Source organism: Micromonospora sp. NPDC093244, assembly GCF_040683695.1.
Classification (GTDB): Bacteria; Actinomycetota; Actinomycetes; order Mycobacteriales; family Micromonosporaceae; genus Micromonospora.
The window spans coordinates 155,124-171,991 of the sequence record NZ_JBFBEO010000002.1 but is presented as its reverse complement, the minus strand read 5'-3'; the positions used below and the strand labels follow the sequence as shown (position 1 = coordinate 171,991).

Sequence of the window (16,868 nt, the reverse complement as noted above, 5' to 3'; positions counted from 1 at the left end):
CGGGCGGCCGGGAGCAGGACGCCGTGGAGGTGGCGAGATGTCTGATCCGGCCAAGGTACGCCGGCACGCGGAACGGGTGCGTGAGCTGGTCGCGTCGGTGGTGCGGAGCCAGATCAAGGATCCGCGGCTCGGCATGATCACCATCACCGACGCCCGGATCACCGCGGATCTGCGTGACGCGACCGTCTTCTACACGGTGCTGGGTGACGCGGTGGCGCAGGCGGACACGGCGGCGGCCCTGGAGAGCGCCAAGGGGCTGCTGCGCAGCACCGTCGGCAAGGCTCTCGGGCTGCGGCACTCGCCGACCCTCACGTTCGTCCTGGACGACGTGCAGGACCAGGTGAAGCACATCGACGATCTGCTGGCTGCGGCCCGCAACGCCGACGCCGAGGTGCAGCGGCTCGCCGCCCAGGCGAAGTACGCGGGCGAGGCGCAGCCGTACCGGGTCGACGACGAGGACGATGACGAGACGGACGAGGCCGACGAGGCCGGCGACGTCACGGAGAGCCCTCGGGGTGGGGAAGCGCGGTGACCGGCACCGCCGGCGCGCAGCTCGCCCCGACGGTCGGTGCCGGCCCCGCCGAGGCGGACTGGGCGGCGGCCGAGGCGCTGATCCGTGCTCTCCCACCGACCGGGCGGGTGCTGCTGATCTGCCACGTGAATCCGGACGGGGACGCGCTGGGCAGCATGCTCGGCTTCGGTCTGGGGCTGCTGCGCCTCGGTGTGGGCAGGTTGCAGGCGACCTTCCCCGGGCCGCCGGAGGTGCCCGAGCCGTTCCGTGAGCTGCCCGGCTTGGAGCTGCTGGTTCCGGCGAGTGACGTGGACCCGGCACCGGACCTGGTGATCTGCTTCGATGCGGCGAGCGAGTCGCGTCTGGGCGAGTTGGCCGGGCGGTTGACCAGCGCCGGCGCGGCGTTGGTGCTCGACCATCACGCCTCCAACGACGGCTTCGGCACTGTCAACCTGGTCGACCCGACCGCCGCCGCGACGTCGGTGGTGGCCGAGCAGTTGCTGACCCGGCTCGGCGTACCGCTGGACCGGGCCATCGCCGAGTGCCTGTACGTGGCGCTGACCACGGACACCGGTTCGTTCCGGTTCGAGGCGACCACCCCTGCCGTGCACCACCTGGCCGCCCGGTTGCTCGCCACCGGCATCTCGCCGGGGGACGTCTCCCGACGGGTCTTCGACACCCGTCCCTTCGGCGCGGTGCGTCTCTTCGGTGAGGTGCTCGGCAGGGCCCGGCTGGAGCCGGCCGCCGCCGACGGCCGTGGGCTGGTGTGGACCTTCGCCACGCTTGAGGACCTGAGCCGGCACGACCAGCGCCCGTACGTGCTGGAGGCGCTCATCGACTCGGTGCGGTGCACCGCCGAGGCGGACGTGAGCTGCGTGTTGAAGCAGGTCCGGCCGGACGAGTGGGCGGTGTCCATGCGCAGCAAGGGCGGGGTCGACGTCAGTCGGGTGGCGGTCGCGCTGGGCGGTGGTGGCCACCGGTTCGCGGCGGGCTTCACCGGCCGGGGGAGCGCCGAGCAGGTGATCGGGTCGATCCGCGATCGGTTGGACGCGGCGCTGATTCGCACCTGACGGGTGTGCGCCGGCCGTGCGGCCGGGCGGGGAAGATCAGGGTCAGCTCCGGGGAGTGTTGGTCTTCCGGCGCTCCGTGATAGCGGGAAGAATTGCGGGATGGAGCAGCCGCACGACCTCACCGTGGAGGCCCCCCGCGCCTGGGATCGGCCCGCCGTCTCCGTCCCCGTCCTGGTCTGCCTGTCGCTCGTCGGTGGGCGGTTCGCGTCGTTCTCCACCGAGGCGAATCTGTACACCCTCGGCACCGGTGGCGTGCTGATCTGGCTCGGTCTGAGCAACCGGGTGCCACGCCGGCCGGCGCCGCGCCGGTTGGGTGCGGGCGCGGCCTGGTGGGCGCTGCCGGTGGTGGTGTTCGGGGTCTTCGAGGGCGTCACCTTCGTCATGGCGGTCGGTGACGACTTTCCCACCTTCTCCCGGCTGGCCGATCCGCTGCTGGAGGACCATCTGACCCGGTCGGCGGCGTGGTTCGCCTGGTTGGCCGCGTTCTGGGGGCTGGTGCGGCGATGATGCGGGCGCTCGCGATCGGCGGTTTCCTCACCTCGCTGGCCCTGTTCGTGGCGGTCGAGTGGCTGGCCCGGCGGGAGGGCTCCCGCATCCCGACCCTGGGCGAGGTCTGCGCGTACGTGATGCGGTACGAGGTCGGCCCGGTGCCGGTGGGCCGGATCGGTCTGTTCGGGTTCTGGTGGTGGCTGGGCTGGCACTTCCTGGCCCGCTGAGTCGGCTGCCGACCGTCCAAATGGCGGGAACCAGGAGCAGCATGTGGACCTGAACGATAACTTGGGAGACGGCCGGCGCCGCGCTGCGGTGCAGGTCGTGGGCTGTGGTGCCACACCTCGCGCCGCCTCCCTCCAGGGTCGCACCGACCCGGGCTCACGCTGCCCAGTCGGCTGCTCCGGCAACCCCGGACCGCCGTGGGGCGCTCAGCACGACCGCCCGTGAGGGCCGCCGCGCGTCGGTGGCTCGCACCCTGGAAGGAGCGCCACCATGGCGAACAAGCCCAAGCCCGAGACCACTGACGACGCCCGCGAGCAGGCCCGCCGCGCGCTGCAGACGTCGATGGACACCCGCCAGTAGATCGTTCCAGGCTGCGGGACGCCGCCGAGGCGTCCCGCGGCAGCGCGATCACGCGCCCGGCTCGACGTCCTGCCCCGGCTGCCGCTCGCGATCCTCGGCGTCCGCGCCGTCCCGTGCCTGTCCCGCTCGACCCGGAAACGCGCCCGGGCGGCCGGGGCGGGCCGGGTGTCCCCGTCCTGCCCCGGCCGCCCGGGGAGCCGCTCAGGACAGGAACTTGTCCAGGGCGGTCTCGATGGTGCCGGAGTCCGGCGACGCGTACGCCTTCCTGGTGGTGCTGTTGTACGAGATGACGCTCGGGCACCTGTTCGCCGGGGCGGCCACGGTGCCACCGTCACCGATCTTCTCGCCGGTCTTGGCGGCGTAGAAGGTCAGGGTGTAGCGCGACGAGATGTAGTCGACGCTGACCTGCTTGCCGTCCTTGTCCTTGTACAGGCACTTCGTCGGCTCACCCTGGCTGCCCTCCACGAACTCCAGGCAGCCGACCACCGAGACCGTCTGGTATTCGGTGGTCTTGGCCGAGTAGGGCTTGCTCGACGCGATGTACTTCGACGACCAGAACGTCGGCCGGTCCGGGCTGTTCGAGAACGTGTACGCCTTGGCGCCGGCCGGGCCGCTGTAGGGTGCCGCGTTCAGGATCCGGCTGCCCTCGCAGACGTTCGACATGTCGCTGGAGAAGCGGGCCGTTATCGAGTTGTTGTCGCTCGGAGGGTCCGACTGCCCGGGCGTGGGGGAGGCCGTCGTGCCGGGGGTGGGCTCGGAGGACGTGACGGTCGTGGGCTCGTCGTCGTCGTTTCCGAGGGCGACCAGGAGGCCGATGCCGCCGCCGCACATGGCGAGCAGGAGGACGACCGCGCCGACAGCAAGTCCGATGATCAGGCCCTTGTTCGACTTCTTGGCCGGCGGAACGGGGGCGCCGTACTGCGGCGTCGGGGGCGGCTGCCCGTAGGGCGGGTACCCGCCCTGCTGCGGCGCGGGAGGCCCGCTCCAAGGCGTGACGTTCGGGTCAGGCTGCTGCCCGTACGGAGGGTGTTGGTCACTCATCGTAAGCCCTTATCGCTGTCGGAACGTTGCCAAGATCGTGGGAACGTCGTCAGGGTAGTAAGCCATGCAAGCGGAGCGGCCGGCACTCGTCCCGGCCACGGTCGCCCCGCCGGCCAGCGCCGGACGGGGGACGGCACGCGTAAGTCACTAGATGCCTTGCACTCCTTACTCTGGCCGTGCCAGGATCGGCGGCGATGAGCCAGCCAGCCCACACCGACACCGCGCCGGCCACCGCCGGATCGGCCTCGCATCGCCGCATCGCCGCGCTCGCCCTGCCGGCCCTCGTGGTGCTCGCCGCCGAGCCGCTCTACGTACTCGTCGACACGGCGGTGGTCGGGCACCTCGGCCGGGTTCCGCTCGCCGCGCTCGCCGTCGCCGGCACGGTGATGACGCTTACCGCCTGGGTCGGCACCGTCGTCGCGTACGGCACCACCGGACGGGCGGCCCGTCGCTTCGGCGCGGGCGACCGGGCCGCCGCTGTCGCCGAGGGCGTCCAGTCGTCCTGGTTGGCGTTCGGTGTCGGACTGCTGATCGCGATCGGCATGCAGTTCGGCGGCGGCGCGTTGGCACGTACCCTCGCCGGCGGTGGTGGCGACGTGGCCGACGCCGCCGCGCAGTGGCTGCGGATCGCGGCCCTCGGCGCCCCGGGCCTGCTGCTCGCCGCCGCCGGCAACGGCTGGCTGCGCGGCGTGCAGGACACCCGCCGCCCCTTGTACTTCGTGCTCGGCCCCAACCTGCTGTCCGCGCTGCTCTGCCCCCTGCTGGTCTACCCCGGCGGGCTCGGCCTGGTCGGTTCCGCGGTCGCCAACGTGGTGGCCCAGACCATCGCCGGTGGGCTCTTCGCCGCCGCGCTTGTCGCCGAACGGGTGTCGCTGCGGCCGCAACCCCGGGTGATCCGCCAGCAACTGGTGCTCAGCCGGGACCTGCTGATCCGGGGCGTGGCGTTCCAGGCCAGCTTCCTGTCCGCGACCGCCGTCGCCGCCCGCTTCGGCGCCGCCGCCGTGGGCGCCCACCAGATCGCCCTGCAACTCTGGTTCTTCTCGGCGCTGGTGCTCGACGCCCTCGCCATCGCCGCGCAGTCCCTGGTCGGTGCCGCGCTCGGAGCCGGCGACGCGGCGGACGCCCGGGCGCTGGCCCGACGGATCGGCAGGCTCGGCGGCGTCTGCGGCATCGGCTTCGCGGCGCTCATCGCCGCCGGCGCCGGCGTCGTGCCGTCGTGGTTCAGCTCCGATCCGCAGGTACGCGAACAGGCCATGGTGGCCTGGCCGTGGTTCGTCGTCATGCTGCCGCTGGCCGGGGTGGTGTTCGCCCTGGACGGCGTGCTGATCGGCGCCGGCGACGTGCGGTACCTGCGCAACCTCACAATCGTGGCGGCGCTCGGCGGCTTCCTGCCGGCCATCTGGCTGGCGTACGTGCTGGATCTCGGGCTGGGCGGCATCTGGGCAGGGCTCACCCTGTTCGTGGTGATCCGGCTGGTCGCCCTGCTGCTGCGTCTGCGCAACGGCAGGTGGGCGGTCGTCGGGGCGGCCCGCTGACCAGGTCGCGGTGGTCGCCGCTCAGCACCGCGTGGTGCTCGGCGCAGGCGCGTCGAGGTCGAAGATCGTGCCGGGGTCACCCGCTGGCAGCCGCTTCCCGTGCAGGTCAGCCATCCAGTACTGCTCCTGGATCCAGCCGGCGCGCAGTTGGGCGCAGTCCGCGTTCCAGGTGACGGCAGTCGCCGACGCGATCCACAGACCACGGGAGGACGCCTGCGTGTCCTCCGGATACGGCACCTGCCAGACGACACGGTCGCGGACCGCCACCACACCGGCACCGGCGGGTGCCCGCAGGTCCACGTCGAACGGGTACGCCCAGACGAACTCCGTCGAGACCTCCAGTAGTCGGATCCCCTCCTCCTCAGTGGCCCGGAAACTGACCCGACCGGCGGCTCGCGCACCAGGCTCCCACTCCGACTGCGACCCCATCCGGGTGGCGTAGCGCAGGAAACTGCCGTCGGAGAAGTCCGCACGACGCTGCTCGCGGGCGTCCGGCGCGAGCAGGGCGAGGAACGGTTCGGGGTCGCCCAGGAACATCGACGTGTCCAACCGGCTCTCGACCAGCGCCTTGCGGACCGACTCCAGCGCGGCACGCACCTCGTTCGCCGTGAACGGTCCGGTGGCCTTCGCCGCCGGCATCCGCACGGACTCCTCGCCCGGCGTGAAGGAGGCCGCCGGTGTCCCGGCGAACAGATCGCGGGGATCGCCCACCCTGCTCACTGGTGGGGTGGGACTCGGCGTGGCACCCTCGGCGGCGGAGGCGCGGACGCCGTCGGCGACCTGCCCGATCAGCACCGCGCCGCCGATGATTACCAGCAGGGCCAGCGCCAGGCCGAAACCGATGAGCAGCGGGCCGTTGTGCCGGGCCGAGAGGAAGCGCAGCCGGTCCAGCCCGGTCGGCTGGTGCTCGACCTCCGGTGAGCGCATCCAGTCCGGCAACTGGACCGGGTTGATCTCGGCGACCGGTGCGGGGCCGGGGGATTCTCCCGGATCCGGTGGCGTCCGCTCGCCCGTCGTTGGCGTGTCCGCCACAGGTCCTCCGTCAGTAGTAGTAGTCACCCATCGCCAGCGCGAACAGGTAGTAGGCGCCGAACACCGCAGCCGTCCCCAGCACGGCGGCGACGACGAACGACACCACGGCGACGACGTGCGGATGCGAATCGCCCCACCGGGTCCGGTCGCGCCACCGCCACCACGCGCGGCGGGCGGCGTCCAACCTCGGCTGCCGCTCCACGAGGCCGTCGAGCAGCCGTGCGGGGGTTCGCCGCGCTGGGGTGGGCTGCCGCATCCAGTCCGGCAGGTCGACGGGGTTGCGGTGCTCGTGGGCCGGACGTTGGTCGGGGGTCATCGGCGGTCCTGGTGTGGCGACGACGGTAGGGCGGATGATCATTGCATCCCGGGGGCCGGCGCGCTGCCCCGTCCACTCCCGTCGCGGGCGGCACCGAAGCGCCGCCCACGCATCCGCGCCTACCGGGCGTCTGGCAGGCTTGGCCGACGTGAGCACCGATGGCCTGATCGTGGTCGACAAACCCGGCGGCATGACGTCGCACGACGTCGTGGCGCGGATCCGCCGACTGGCGAAGACCCGCCGGGTCGGCCACGGCGGCACCCTCGACCCGATGGCCACCGGAGTGCTCGTCATCGGTGTGGGCCGGGCCACCCGGCTGCTGACGTACCTGATCGGCGCCGGCAAGAGCTACACCGCCACCATCCGACTCGGTCAGGCCACAGTCACCGACGACGCCGAGGGTGACGTGATCGCCACCACCCCGGCCGGTCTGGTGACCGACGAGGCGATCCGCGCGGCGCTGGCGGCCCTGAGCGGCGAGGTCGACCAGGTGCCGAGCGCGGTCAGCGCCATCAAGATCAACGGACAGCGGGCGTACAAGCGGGTCCGCGACGGCGAGAGCGTGGAACTGCCGGCGCGTCGGGTCACCATCTCCCGGCTGGAGGTGCTGACGATCCGCCGTACCGAACCGGACGTGGTGGACGTGGACGTGGACGTGACCTGCTCCTCCGGCACGTACATCAGGGCCATCGCCAGGGACGCGGGCCTGGCGCTCGGCGTCGGTGGGCACCTGACCGCGCTGCGCCGGACCGCCGTCGGCGGCTTCACCCTCGACGAGGCGGCCACCCTCGACCAGCTGGAGCAGCGCGCTCCGGCCGTGGTGAACCTCTCGCTGGACGCCGCGGCCGACCGGTTCTTCCCGCGCCGTGACGCCACGCCCGACGAGGCGCGGGTGCTCGCCCACGGCGGCCCGCTGGACCCCACCGGGCGCACCGGGCCGTACGCCGTCTTCGGTCCGGCGGGCGGCCTGATCGCTATCGTCAGCGAGCGGGACGGGCGGGCCCGCGCGGAGATCGTGCTCGCCCCGGCCTGACGGCGGGGCGCAGGTCCGCCGGCCCCGGCCGGCGGGACAGCAGGGGAGGAGCGGCATGCAGCGGTGGCGGGGGTACGACGCGGCGCCCGGAGGGTGGGGACGCTCGGTCGTCACCATCGGCGTCTTCGACGGCGTACACAGGGGGCACCAGGCGACGATCGGCCACGCCGTGGCCCGCGCCCGGGAGTTGGGCGTGCAGTCGGTGGTGGTCACCTTCGATCCGCACCCGGCCGAGGTGGTCCGCCCCGGCTCGCACCCGGCGGTGCTCACCGAGCAGGCCCGCAAGGCGGAACTGATCGAGGCGCTCGGCGTGGACGTGCTCTGCGTGGTGCCGTTCACCCAGGAGTTCTCCCGGCTGCCGGCCGAACAGTTCGTGCACGACGTCCTGGTCGAGCACCTGCACGCCGCGCTTGTGGTGGTCGGCGGCAACTTCCGCTTCGGGCACCGCGCCGCCGGTGACGTGGCGCTGCTGGAGCGGCTCGGCCAGACCTTCGGCTTCGGCGTGGAGGGCGCCCCGCTGGTCACCGAGGACGGCACCGTCTTCTCCTCCACGTACATCCGCTCCTGCGTCGACGCGGGCGACGTCGGCGCGGCGGCGGCGGCGCTGGGCCGGCCGCACCGGCTCGAGGGCGTGGTGGTCCGCGGCGACCAGCGCGGCCGGGAGCTGGGCTTCCCCACCGCCAACCTGCTCTGCCACAGGTACGCGGCGGTGCCCGCCGACGGGGTGTACGCGGCCCGGCTGATCCGCCGCGGCCAGCACGAGCCGCTGATGGCTGCCGTGTCGGTGGGCACCAACCCGACCTTTTCCGGCCGGGAGCGGCGGGTCGAGGCGTACGCGCTGGACTTCTCCGGCGACCTGTACGGCGAGCGGCTGGCCCTGGACTTCGTGGCGCACCTGCGTGGGCAGGTCCGGTACGACTCGATCGAGCCGTTGATCGCCCAGATGAACCAGGACGTCGAACGCACCCGACGCGCCCTGAGCTGACGCTCACGCGGCCCGGCCGAGGCCCTTGGCCGGCTGTTACCGGCGGGTGCTGGTAGTCTTGCCGGGACGTCGGGTGACCGGCGTGGGGCCTCGCGTGCCTGCTCGACGCCGCGGGTGCGAGGTACCGGTCCGTTCCCGGTCCATCGGGACGACGGACATCTACTTGATCAACCCATCGAAACAGGGAGAACATGGCGCTCGACCAGGAAGCCAAGGCCAGCATCCGTGCGGAGTACGCGACCGCCGAGGGCGACACCGGTTCGCCGGAGGTCCAGGTCGCGGTCCTCACCAAGCGGATCGCCGAGCTGACCGAGCACCTGAAGGTGCACAAGCACGACCACCACAGCCGCCGTGGGCTGCTGCTGCTGGTCGGCCGTCGCCGTCGGCTGCTCAACTACGTCCAGAAGAAGGACATTGCGCGCTACCGGTCGCTCATCGAGCGGCTCGGCCTGCGCCGGTGACGTGACGGGGGAGTGGCCGACCGGCCGCTCCCCCGCACCGCGTCCCACCTGAAGAACACGGGCCGCGCGACCACCCGAGAGGGAGCCGGTCAGCGTACCGGTCTCCGGTAGTGGCCCCCGGGAACCCGGCATTGCGCCGGCCACCCGGGCGCTTCGATCGAAGACCGGCCGGCTGAGCAGCTCCCCGACGTCGCGGGCCCACGACGCGAAGGAGCACGACAGCACATGACCGAGACCAAACTCGGCACCGAATCCCGCACCGCCGTGATCGACAACGGGTCCTTCGGCACCCGTGAGATCACCTTCTCCACCGGCCGGCTGGCCCGTCAGGCCGCCGGCTCCGTCATCGCCCAGCTGGGCGAGACGGTGGTTCTCTCCGCCACCACCGCCGGCAAGCAGCCGAAGGAGCAGTTCGACTTCTTCCCGCTGACCGTCGACGTCGAGGAGCGGATGTACGCCGCGGGCCGCATCCCCGGCTCGTTCTTCCGCCGTGAGGGCCGGCCCAGCGAGGACGCGATCCTCACCTGCCGCCTGATCGACAGGCCGCTGCGCCCGTCCTTCGTCAAGGGCCTGCGCAACGAGGTCCAGGTCGTCGAGACCATCCTCGCGCTCGACCCGCAGCACCCGTATGACGTCGTGGCGATCAACGCCGCCTCGATGTCGACGAAGCTCTCGGGTCTGCCGTTCTCCGGCCCGATCGGGGCGACCCGCGTCGCCCACATCGACGGCCAGTGGGTCGCCTTCCCGACCCTGGAGGAGCTGGCTCGCGCCACCTTCGACATGGTCGTGGCCGGCCGCACGCTCGACGACGGCGACGTCGCGATCATGATGGTCGAGGCCGAGGCCACCCCGAACGCCGTCGCGCTCATCTCGGCCGGTGCCACCGCACCGACTGAGGAGGTCGTGGCCAGCGGCCTGGAGGCCGCCAAGCCGGCCATCCGCGAGCTGTGCCGCGCGCAGAGCGAGCTGGCCGAGGTCGCCGCCAAGCCGGTCGCCGAGTTCCCGGTCTTCCTGGACTACCAGGACGACGTGTACGACGCGGTCTCCGAGCTGGCCCGCGGTGACGTGGCCGAGGCGATCACCATCGCCGGCAAGGCCGACCGCGAGGAGGCCCTGGACCGGGTCAAGGCCCGGGTCGCCGAGGAGCTGGGTGCTCGGTTCGAGGGTCGGGAGAAGGAGCTCAGCGCCGCCTTCCGGTCGCTGACCAAGTCCGAGGTGCGCAACCGCGTGCTGCGCGAGCAGGTCCGCATGGACGGCCGTGGCCCGCGCGACATCCGCGCGCTGACCGCCGAGGTCGGCGTGCTGCCCCGGGTGCACGGTTCGGCGCTGTTCGAGCGCGGCGAGACCCAGATCCTGGGCGTCACCACGCTGAACATGCTCCGCATGGAGCAGATGGTGGACACGCTGTCCCCGGAGAACCGCAAGCGCTACATGCACAACTACAACTTCCCGCCGTACTCGACGGGTGAGACCGGCCGGGTCGGCTCGCCGAAGCGTCGCGAGATCGGCCACGGCGCTCTCGCCGAGCGCGCGCTGATCCCGGTGCTGCCGTCGCGCGAGGAGTTCCCGTACGCCATCCGGCAGGTGTCCGAGGCGCTCGGCTCCAACGGCTCCACCTCGATGGGTTCGGTCTGCGCCTCGACGCTGGGCCTGCTCTCCGCGGGTGTGCCGCTGAAGGCACCGGTCGCCGGCATCGCGATGGGTCTCATCTCCGACGAGGTGGACGGCAAGACCCAGTACGTGACGCTCACCGACATCCTCGGTGCCGAGGACGCGTTCGGTGACATGGACTTCAAGGTCGCCGGTACGCCTGAGTTCGTCACCGCGCTCCAGCTCGACACCAAGCTCAACGGCATCCCGTCGGACGTGCTGGCCGCCGCGCTTCAGCAGGCCAACGAGGCCCGGCAGATCATCCTCGGCGTGATGAAGGCGGCTATCGAGGCTCCGGCCGAGATGTCGGACTACGCGCCGCGGGTCACCACCGTCAAGATCCCGGTCGACAAGATCGGCATGGTGATCGGCCCGAAGGGCCAGACCATCAACGCGATCCAGGACGAGACCGGCGCCGAGATCTCCATCGAGGACGACGGCACGATCTACGTCGGCGCCACCAACGGCCCGTCGGCCCAGGCGGCCGTCGACCGGATCAACGGCATCGCCAACCCGACCCTGCCCAAGCAGGGCGAGCGGTTCCTCGGCACGGTGGTCAAGACCGCCGCGTTCGGTGCGTTCATCTCGCTGCTGCCGGGCCGGGACGGCCTGCTGCACATCTCCAAGGTGGGCGACGGCAAGCGGGTCGAGCGCGTCGAGGACTTCCTCAACGTCGGCGACCGGGTCGAGGTCGAGATCGCGGACATCGACGCCCGCGGTAAGATCTACCTGGACAAGGTCCGCCCGGAGGGCGCCGAGGCGCCGGCCGCCGGTGAGGCCGCCGGTGGCGACCGACCGTCTGGCCGGGACCGGGGCGACCGGGGTCCGCGTGACCGGGGCGACCGCGAGCGTGGCGGCGACCGGGGCGGGCGTGGCCCGGAGCGCGGCGACCGTGGCGAAGGCGGCGGCGAGGGTGGTGGCGAGGGCGGCGAGCGTCCGCGCCGCCGGACCCGGCACAGCTGACAGTCGTACACCGCATCACCCACCCCTCGTCGAACCGGGAGCACCACGTGAGTCGGGCCTTCAGTGCGCCGTTTCCACCGGATCGACGGGGGGTGGCTCCGTCTCGGGCCACCGGGGCGGGCCGTTCCGGCGGCACCGCCCGCGCGGTGACCCGGACGCTCAGCGACGACCCGCTGGGCGGCACGGTACGACGTACCGTGCTGCCCAGCGGCCTGCGCGTGCTCACCGAGGCGATTCCGGCGATGCGCAGCGTCTCGTTCGGCGTCTGGGTGGCGGTCGGCTCGCGTGACGAGACCGGCCCCCAGGCCGGCGCCGCGCACTTCCTGGAGCACCTGCTCTTCAAGGGCACCCACAAGCGCACCGCGCTGGAGATCTCCTCGCAGATCGAGGCGGTGGGTGGCGAGACGAACGCCTTCACCACGAAGGAATACACCTGCTACTACGCCCGCGTGCTGGACGAGGACCTGCCGCTGGCGATCGACGTGATGTGCGACCTGGTCGCCGACTCGCTGCTGGAGCCGGCAGACGTGGAGACCGAACGTGGCGTGATCCTGGAGGAGATCGCCATGCACGACGACGAGCCCGGTGACGAGGTGCACGACCTCTTCGCCCGCGCCGTCTACGGCGACCACCCGCTGGGTCGGCTGATCTCCGGCACCGAGGAGACTGTCACGCCGATGACCCGGCGGCAGATCCAGAGCTTCTACCGAAGCCGCTACACGGCGCCGCAGATCGTCATCGCCGCCGCCGGCAACCTGGATCACGCCGCGGTGGTCAAGCTGGTGCGCCAAGCCGTCCGGGGCACCCCCCTGGACAGCGACCCGGCCAGCCCGGCGCCGCACCGCGCGGCCACCCCTGCGGTACGCACCAAGCCGGCGACCACACTTGTCGAGCCGAAGGAGACCGAGCAGGCGCACGTCCTGCTCGGCTGCCCCGGCATCGACCGCCTCGACGAGCGGCGCTTCGCCCTCGGGGTGCTCAACAACGTGCTCGGTGGCGGCATGTCCAGCCGCCTGTTCCAGGAGATCCGCGAGCAGCGCGGCCTCGCGTACTCGGTGTACTCGTACGCCAGCCAGTACGCCGACACGGGGCTGTTCGCCGTCTACGCCGGCTGCGCGCCGGGCAAGGTCGACGAGGTGCTGGCCCTGACCCGCGCCGAACTGGCCCGGGTCGCCGCCGACGGGTTGACCGAGGCCGAGGTGGCCCGGGGCAAGGGCATGAGCAAGGGCTCGTTCGTGCTCGGCCTGGAGGACACCGGCTCCCGGATGAGCCGGCTGGCCAAGGGTGAGCTGCTCTACGGCGACCTGATGCCCGTGGACGAGCTGCTCCGCCGGGTCGACGAGGTGACCGTCGAGGACGTGAACTCCCTCGCCGCGGAGCTGCTCAGCCGCCCGATGTCGCTGGCCGTGGTCGGCCCGTTCGGGGCGAGCGACTTCGCGGTCTGAGGGCCCTCGCCGTACGTCCGGGTGTGCGTCCCGGTCGGTGGAGCCGACCGGATCCGACGACTGGGGCACGTCCCGATTGGGATAGGTTGTGCCCCGTGACTGACGAGCGGGACACGATTCGGGTAGGCGTTTTCGGTGCGCGTGGCCGGATGGGCATGGAGGTCTGCAAGGCGGTGGAGGCCGCCGACGATCTCACCCTCGTGGCGTCGATCGACCAGGGCGACGACCGTTCCGCCGTCTCCGGCGCCGACGTGGTCGTCGACTTCACCACGCCGGACGTCGTCATGGACAACCTCCAGTGGTGCATCGACCAGGGCATCAGCGCGGTGGTCGGCACGACAGGCTTCACCGGGCAGCGCCTGGAGCAGGTACGCGGCTGGCTGTCCGGCAGGCCCGAGGTGAGCGTGGTCATCGCCCCGAACTTCGGCATCGGCGCGGTGCTGATGATGCAGTTCGCCGCGCGGGCCGCCCGGCACTTCGAGTCCGTCGAGATCATCGAGCAGCACCACCCGCGCAAGCTGGACGCCCCGAGCGGCACCGCCACGCACACCGCCCGGCAGATCGCCCAGGCCCGCGCCGAGGCCGGCCTCGGCCCGGTGCCGGACGCCACCACTGACGAGGTGCCGGGCGCGCGGGGCGCCGACATCGACGGGGTACGCGTGCACGCCGTCCGCGCCACAGGTCTGGTCGCCCACCAGGAGGTGCTGTTCGGCACGACAGGCGAGACGTTGACGATCCGGCACGACTCGTACGACCGGGTGTCGTTCATGCCGGGTGTGCTGCTCGCCGTCCGCGCGGTGCGCAACCGCCCCGGCCTCACCGTCGGCCTGGACGCCCTGCTCGACTGAGTCGCCTGCCTCCGCGAGTTGACCGGGTAGCATCCGCCGATGATCGATGGTGGACATCTCGACCGCGTCGGCCGGCAGGTCACCCTGCGCCCGGTCGACGACGCCAACTGGCGGGCGGTGGCCGACGTCGCCCCGCGCGACGAGCAACGCCGGTTCGTGGCCGCGCTGGGGGCGCGTTACCTGCTACTCAGCATGCGCTCCGAGGTGTGGACCTCCCTCGCCGTGTACGCCGACGGGACAGTTGTCGGCCACGTCATGTGGGGTGTGGACGACGACGGCTCGCACTGGATTGGCGGAATGCTGATCGACGCCGCCGAGCAGCACCGTGGCGTGGGCCGCGCGGCGGTGCAGACCCTTGCCCCCTGGCTGGCGGCCCGACCCGGCAACCCCCCGGTCCGCCTGTCCTACCACCCCGACAACACCCAGGCCGCCGCCCTCTACACGTCCCTGGGCTTCCGCCCCACCGGCGACTGGGACGACGAAGAGCTGATAGCCCAACAAACCCCCTAACCGGGGCCACCACACCTGTCACTCGACCTTCTCGGCCGGCACGGCCACGTGCAGGCGCACCTGAGGCACCAGCATGTCGTCGACGTCAAGCGCCCGGGCCGCGCCGTCGGGCTCCCACCCGGTGCTGGTGAGGAACGTGCGGGTCGCCTCGTCGCCGTCGAACGCCCAGGCCACCGCCCGACCCATCCCGTCCTCGCGCCACAGGTCCACGGTGGCGGCGAGCAGCCGACTGCCGTGCCCCCGCCGACCCCAGCGCGGCTCCACAAGCAGGTCGGTCACGGCGGCCACGTCCGGGCCGAGCGCGTCGGCAGGCTCGCCCGGAGCGAGGGCCTCGGCGTCGGCCGGGCCGGAGGCGGCGAACCCCACCAGATACGATTGCTCGGCCTGTTCGACGGCGACCAGCACCCGGTGCGCGCCCGAGGGCGGCTCCAGCACCGCGGCGCTCCACCGCCGGGCGAGGAACGCCTCGTCCAGGTTGTCGAGCACGTGCCGAGGAAGGATCCGGCGGTACGCGACCCGCCAGGTCGCGAGCTGGATGCGTGCGATCTCGCCGGCGTCCTCGGGACGCGCCGGGCGGACGTACCCGAGAGCCATGGGACGGAAGCCTACGCAGGGCCAGGGAGGCGACGGTGGCGCAGGGTGCCAACAGGACGGCCGCGCAGGTCGTGGGCGTGGTGGCGCTCGCCGCGGCGGTAAGCGTCTTCCTCGCCGTCGCTGCCGTACGGCACGGCTTCTTCGACCTGAAGGTCTACTACGGCGCGTTGACGTGGTGGGTGCACGACGGCGGGGAGATCTACGACTACCTGAAACCCAACACCCAGTACGGCTTCACCTATCCGCCGTTCGCCGCGCTTGTCATGCTGCCCATGGCGTACCTGCCGTGGACGGCCGCGACCGTGGTGAGCGTGCTCGCCAGCGTGGTCACGACGGCCGTCCTGATCTGGTGGCTGGTCGACCCGATCGCCCGGCGGGCCGGCTGGACCCGGTGGTTCGCCCTGGCCGTGGCGCTCTGCCTGGCCGCCGCGTTCGAACCGATGCGCGAGACTGTCAACTTCGGTCAGGTGAACACGCTGCTGCTCTTCCTGGTGGCGGTGGATCTGCTGCGGCTGCTGCCGACCGGCAACAGGTGGGCAGGTGTGGGCATCGGTCTGGCCACCGCGATCAAACTGACGCCTGGCATCTTCATCGTCTACCTGCTGGTCACCGGGCGGTGGCGGGCGGCGCTTACCGCCAGCGGCACGGCGGCCGGGGTGTCCCTGCTGGCCGGGGCGCTCTTCCCGGACGCGTCCCGGGAGTTCTGGACCGAGGCGCTGTGGAACACCGGCCGGGTCGGGGAGCTGGCCTTCGTGTCCAACCAGTCGCTGCGCGGGGTGGTCGCCCGGCTCGACCCCCAGCATCCGAGCACCCTGCTGTGGCTGCTGCTCGTGCTCGGCACCCTGGTGCTCTGGGCCTGGCGGTCCCGCTCGGCCGTCGCGGCAGGTGACGAGGCGACCGGCCTGGCGCTCACCGGCGCGGTGATGTGCCTGGTCAGCCCGGTCACCTGGGTGCACCACCTGGTGTGGCTGCTGCCCGCGCTGATCCTGCTCGTCGACAACGCGATGGCCGCGCCCGCCGGCCGCCGCAGGCGCGTCCTGCTGGCCGCCGTGACCATCGGGTACGTGCTGCTGATCAGCCGGACCGTGTGGGTCTGGGAGAAGGACTTCACAGGCGTCGACGGCTTCCTCGGCAGCAACGCCTATGTGTGGATCAGCCTGGCGCTGCTGGCCTTCCTGCCGATCCGCCGGTGGCTGGCCCCAGGCGGGTCAGCCGTCGAGACGTCCGGCGTACCGCAGCTCGACCAGCCCGAGCGGCCCGCGCCCGCCGGCGAGAGGCACCTGGTAGGTCGACCGCTCACCGTCAGGTGACAGGCCGGCCCGCTCACAGAATCGGCGGGCCCGCCCGTTGTCCGCCAGCACCCACAGCCGGTAGCCGGTCCAGCCCCGCTCACTGAGCCCGACGCGGGCGGCGTCGAGCAGGGCGTTGGCGGTCCCGTCGCCCCAGAACGCCGGCTCGACGTAGAGCGCCAGCACCTCACCGACCGCCGGGTCCAGGTCGTCCCGGTCCTGGTTGCGGCGGTACGGCCCGAAGGTGGTGAAGCCGACGACCAGCCCGTCCACCTCACCGAGCAGGGTGGTGAACGGGTGTTCCGGGTCGGCGGTGCCGACGTCCCGACGGCGCTGCGCCCAGGCGACCACGTTGAGCCGACCGAGCACCTCGTCCGGCACGAAACCGGCGTAGCCCGCCTGCCAGCCGTGCACGTGCACCCGGGCGACCGCCTCGGCGTCGTCCGGCTCCTCCCGGCGGATGGTCAGCATTGCACCGTTCTATGCCCCGATGACGGTCCGAGTCCAGCTT

At 72.2% G+C, this 16,868-nt stretch carries 18 protein-coding genes; 13 read left to right on the top strand and 5 right to left on the bottom strand.

Annotated features, from left to right (window positions below; genetic code table 11):
* Positions 1–37: 37 nt before the first annotated feature.
* The 4 genes from rbfA to AB0N27_RS10785 all read left to right on the top strand — a co-directional run bounded on the left by rbfA (position 38) and on the right by AB0N27_RS10785 (position 2,297).
* Positions 38–532: a 30S ribosome-binding factor RbfA gene (gene rbfA / locus AB0N27_RS10800; protein WP_364366656.1), complete on the top strand. Its 495-nt coding sequence runs from the start codon at positions 38–40 to the stop codon at positions 530–532.
* Positions 529–1,581: a bifunctional oligoribonuclease/PAP phosphatase NrnA gene (locus AB0N27_RS10795; RefSeq protein ID WP_364366653.1), complete on the top strand. Its 1,053-nt coding sequence runs from the start codon at positions 529–531 to the stop codon at positions 1,579–1,581. Before rbfA ends, AB0N27_RS10795 begins: the two co-directional genes overlap by 4 nt.
* 99 nt (positions 1,582–1,680) lie before the next feature.
* Positions 1,681–2,088, top strand: coding sequence for a hypothetical protein (locus tag AB0N27_RS10790; RefSeq protein ID WP_139586908.1), 408 nt, complete (start codon positions 1,681–1,683; stop codon positions 2,086–2,088).
* Positions 2,088–2,297: a DUF6186 family protein gene (locus AB0N27_RS10785; protein ID WP_364370615.1), complete on the top strand. Its 210-nt coding sequence runs from the start codon at positions 2,088–2,090 to the stop codon at positions 2,295–2,297. The genes AB0N27_RS10790 and AB0N27_RS10785 overlap by 1 nt, the downstream gene beginning before the upstream one ends.
* A 559-nt stretch (positions 2,298–2,856) precedes the next feature.
* Here AB0N27_RS10785 and AB0N27_RS10780 read toward each other — a convergent pair.
* On the bottom strand, positions 2,857–3,696 hold the full coding sequence (locus tag AB0N27_RS10780; RefSeq protein WP_364366650.1) for a hypothetical protein: 840 nt from the start codon (positions 3,694–3,696) through the stop codon (positions 2,857–2,859).
* A gap of 194 nt (positions 3,697–3,890) precedes the next feature.
* On the opposite strand from AB0N27_RS10780, the gene AB0N27_RS10775 reads away from it, so the two are divergent.
* Positions 3,891–5,231: an MATE family efflux transporter gene (locus AB0N27_RS10775; protein WP_364366647.1), complete on the top strand. Its 1,341-nt coding sequence runs from the start codon at positions 3,891–3,893 to the stop codon at positions 5,229–5,231.
* 21 nt (positions 5,232–5,252) lie between these two features.
* Here AB0N27_RS10775 and AB0N27_RS10770 read toward each other — a convergent pair whose 3' ends face one another.
* Complete coding sequence (locus tag AB0N27_RS10770; protein ID WP_364366644.1) at positions 5,253–6,263, bottom strand: hypothetical protein; 1,011 nt, start codon at positions 6,261–6,263, stop codon at positions 5,253–5,255.
* Between the two features lie 10 nt (positions 6,264–6,273).
* Positions 6,274–6,579 (bottom strand): hypothetical protein, encoded by a 306-nt coding sequence (locus AB0N27_RS10765; protein WP_364366642.1) that lies wholly within the window; start codon positions 6,577–6,579, stop codon positions 6,274–6,276.
* Between the two features lie 148 nt (positions 6,580–6,727).
* Between AB0N27_RS10765 and truB the strand changes: the two genes are divergently transcribed.
* The 7 genes from truB to AB0N27_RS10730 all read left to right on the top strand — a co-directional run bounded on the left by truB (position 6,728) and on the right by AB0N27_RS10730 (position 14,474).
* Positions 6,728–7,612, top strand: a complete 885-nt coding sequence (gene truB, locus AB0N27_RS10760) for a tRNA pseudouridine(55) synthase TruB (protein WP_364366639.1) — start codon at positions 6,728–6,730, stop codon at positions 7,610–7,612.
* A 55-nt stretch (positions 7,613–7,667) separates the two neighbouring features.
* Positions 7,668–8,597 (top strand): bifunctional riboflavin kinase/FAD synthetase, encoded by a 930-nt coding sequence (locus tag AB0N27_RS10755; RefSeq protein ID WP_364366636.1) that lies wholly within the window; start codon positions 7,668–7,670, stop codon positions 8,595–8,597.
* A 191-nt stretch (positions 8,598–8,788) separates the two neighbouring features.
* Positions 8,789–9,058 carry a 30S ribosomal protein S15 gene (gene rpsO, locus AB0N27_RS10750; RefSeq protein ID WP_030337594.1) on the top strand — a complete coding sequence of 90 codons (270 nt, stop codon included), beginning with the start codon at positions 8,789–8,791 and terminating at the stop codon, positions 9,056–9,058.
* Positions 9,059–9,283: 225 nt separating this feature from the next.
* Positions 9,284–11,671 carry a polyribonucleotide nucleotidyltransferase gene (locus tag AB0N27_RS10745; protein ID WP_364366633.1) on the top strand — a complete coding sequence of 796 codons (2,388 nt, stop codon included), beginning with the start codon at positions 9,284–9,286 and terminating at the stop codon, positions 11,669–11,671.
* A 47-nt stretch (positions 11,672–11,718) separates the two neighbouring features.
* Positions 11,719–13,116: a pitrilysin family protein gene (locus AB0N27_RS10740; RefSeq protein WP_364366630.1), complete on the top strand. Its 1,398-nt coding sequence runs from the start codon at positions 11,719–11,721 to the stop codon at positions 13,114–13,116.
* A 95-nt stretch (positions 13,117–13,211) separates the two neighbouring features.
* Entirely contained in the window at positions 13,212–13,964 is a 753-nt protein-coding gene (gene dapB / locus AB0N27_RS10735; RefSeq protein ID WP_364366627.1) for a 4-hydroxy-tetrahydrodipicolinate reductase, read from the top strand.
* Positions 13,965–14,003: 39 nt separating this feature from the next.
* A complete protein-coding gene (locus AB0N27_RS10730) occupies positions 14,004–14,474 on the top strand; it encodes a GNAT family N-acetyltransferase (protein WP_364366624.1) in 471 nt (156 codons plus the stop codon).
* 18 nt (positions 14,475–14,492) lie between these two features.
* Here the strand turns inward: AB0N27_RS10730 and AB0N27_RS10725 are convergent, their stop codons facing one another.
* Complete coding sequence (locus AB0N27_RS10725; protein ID WP_364366621.1) at positions 14,493–15,068, bottom strand: GNAT family N-acetyltransferase; 576 nt, start codon at positions 15,066–15,068, stop codon at positions 14,493–14,495.
* Positions 15,069–15,103: 35 nt separating this feature from the next.
* Here AB0N27_RS10725 and AB0N27_RS10720 point away from each other — a divergent pair, with 35 nt between their 5' ends.
* Positions 15,104–16,378 carry a glycosyltransferase 87 family protein gene (locus tag AB0N27_RS10720; RefSeq protein WP_364366618.1) on the top strand — a complete coding sequence of 425 codons (1,275 nt, stop codon included), beginning with the start codon at positions 15,104–15,106 and terminating at the stop codon, positions 16,376–16,378.
* On the opposite strand, the gene AB0N27_RS10715 is transcribed toward AB0N27_RS10720, so the two are convergent.
* Positions 16,277–16,828: a GNAT family N-acetyltransferase gene (locus AB0N27_RS10715; RefSeq protein ID WP_364366615.1), complete on the bottom strand. Its 552-nt coding sequence runs from the start codon at positions 16,826–16,828 to the stop codon at positions 16,277–16,279. The genes AB0N27_RS10720 and AB0N27_RS10715 overlap by 102 nt on opposite strands.
* Positions 16,829–16,868 lie beyond the last annotated feature (40 nt).

Bases quoted from the DNA above. Each gene is read 5' to 3' on its own strand.
- rbfA (WP_364366656.1), top strand. From the start codon at position 38: ATGTCTGATCCGGCCAAGGTACGCCGGCACGCGGAACGGGTGCGTGAG.
- AB0N27_RS10790 (WP_139586908.1), top strand. From the start codon at position 1,681: ATGGAGCAGCCGCACGACCTCACCGTGGAGGCCCCCCGCGCCTGGGAT.
- AB0N27_RS10785 (WP_364370615.1), top strand. From the start codon at position 2,088: ATGCGGGCGCTCGCGATCGGCGGTTTCCTCACCTCGCTGGCCCTGTTC.
- AB0N27_RS10780 (WP_364366650.1), bottom strand. From the start codon at position 3,696: ATGAGTGACCAACACCCTCCGTACGGGCAGCAGCCTGACCCGAACGTC.
- AB0N27_RS10775 (WP_364366647.1), top strand. From the start codon at position 3,891: ATGAGCCAGCCAGCCCACACCGACACCGCGCCGGCCACCGCCGGATCG.
- AB0N27_RS10765 (WP_364366642.1), bottom strand. From the start codon at position 6,579: ATGACCCCCGACCAACGTCCGGCCCACGAGCACCGCAACCCCGTCGAC.
- AB0N27_RS10755 (WP_364366636.1), top strand. From the start codon at position 7,668: ATGCAGCGGTGGCGGGGGTACGACGCGGCGCCCGGAGGGTGGGGACGC.
- rpsO (WP_030337594.1), top strand. From the start codon at position 8,789: ATGGCGCTCGACCAGGAAGCCAAGGCCAGCATCCGTGCGGAGTACGCG.
- AB0N27_RS10745 (WP_364366633.1), top strand. From the start codon at position 9,284: ATGACCGAGACCAAACTCGGCACCGAATCCCGCACCGCCGTGATCGAC.
- AB0N27_RS10730 (WP_364366624.1), top strand. From the start codon at position 14,004: ATGATCGATGGTGGACATCTCGACCGCGTCGGCCGGCAGGTCACCCTG.
- AB0N27_RS10725 (WP_364366621.1), bottom strand. From the start codon at position 15,068: ATGGCTCTCGGGTACGTCCGCCCGGCGCGTCCCGAGGACGCCGGCGAG.
- AB0N27_RS10715 (WP_364366615.1), bottom strand. From the start codon at position 16,828: ATGCTGACCATCCGCCGGGAGGAGCCGGACGACGCCGAGGCGGTCGCC.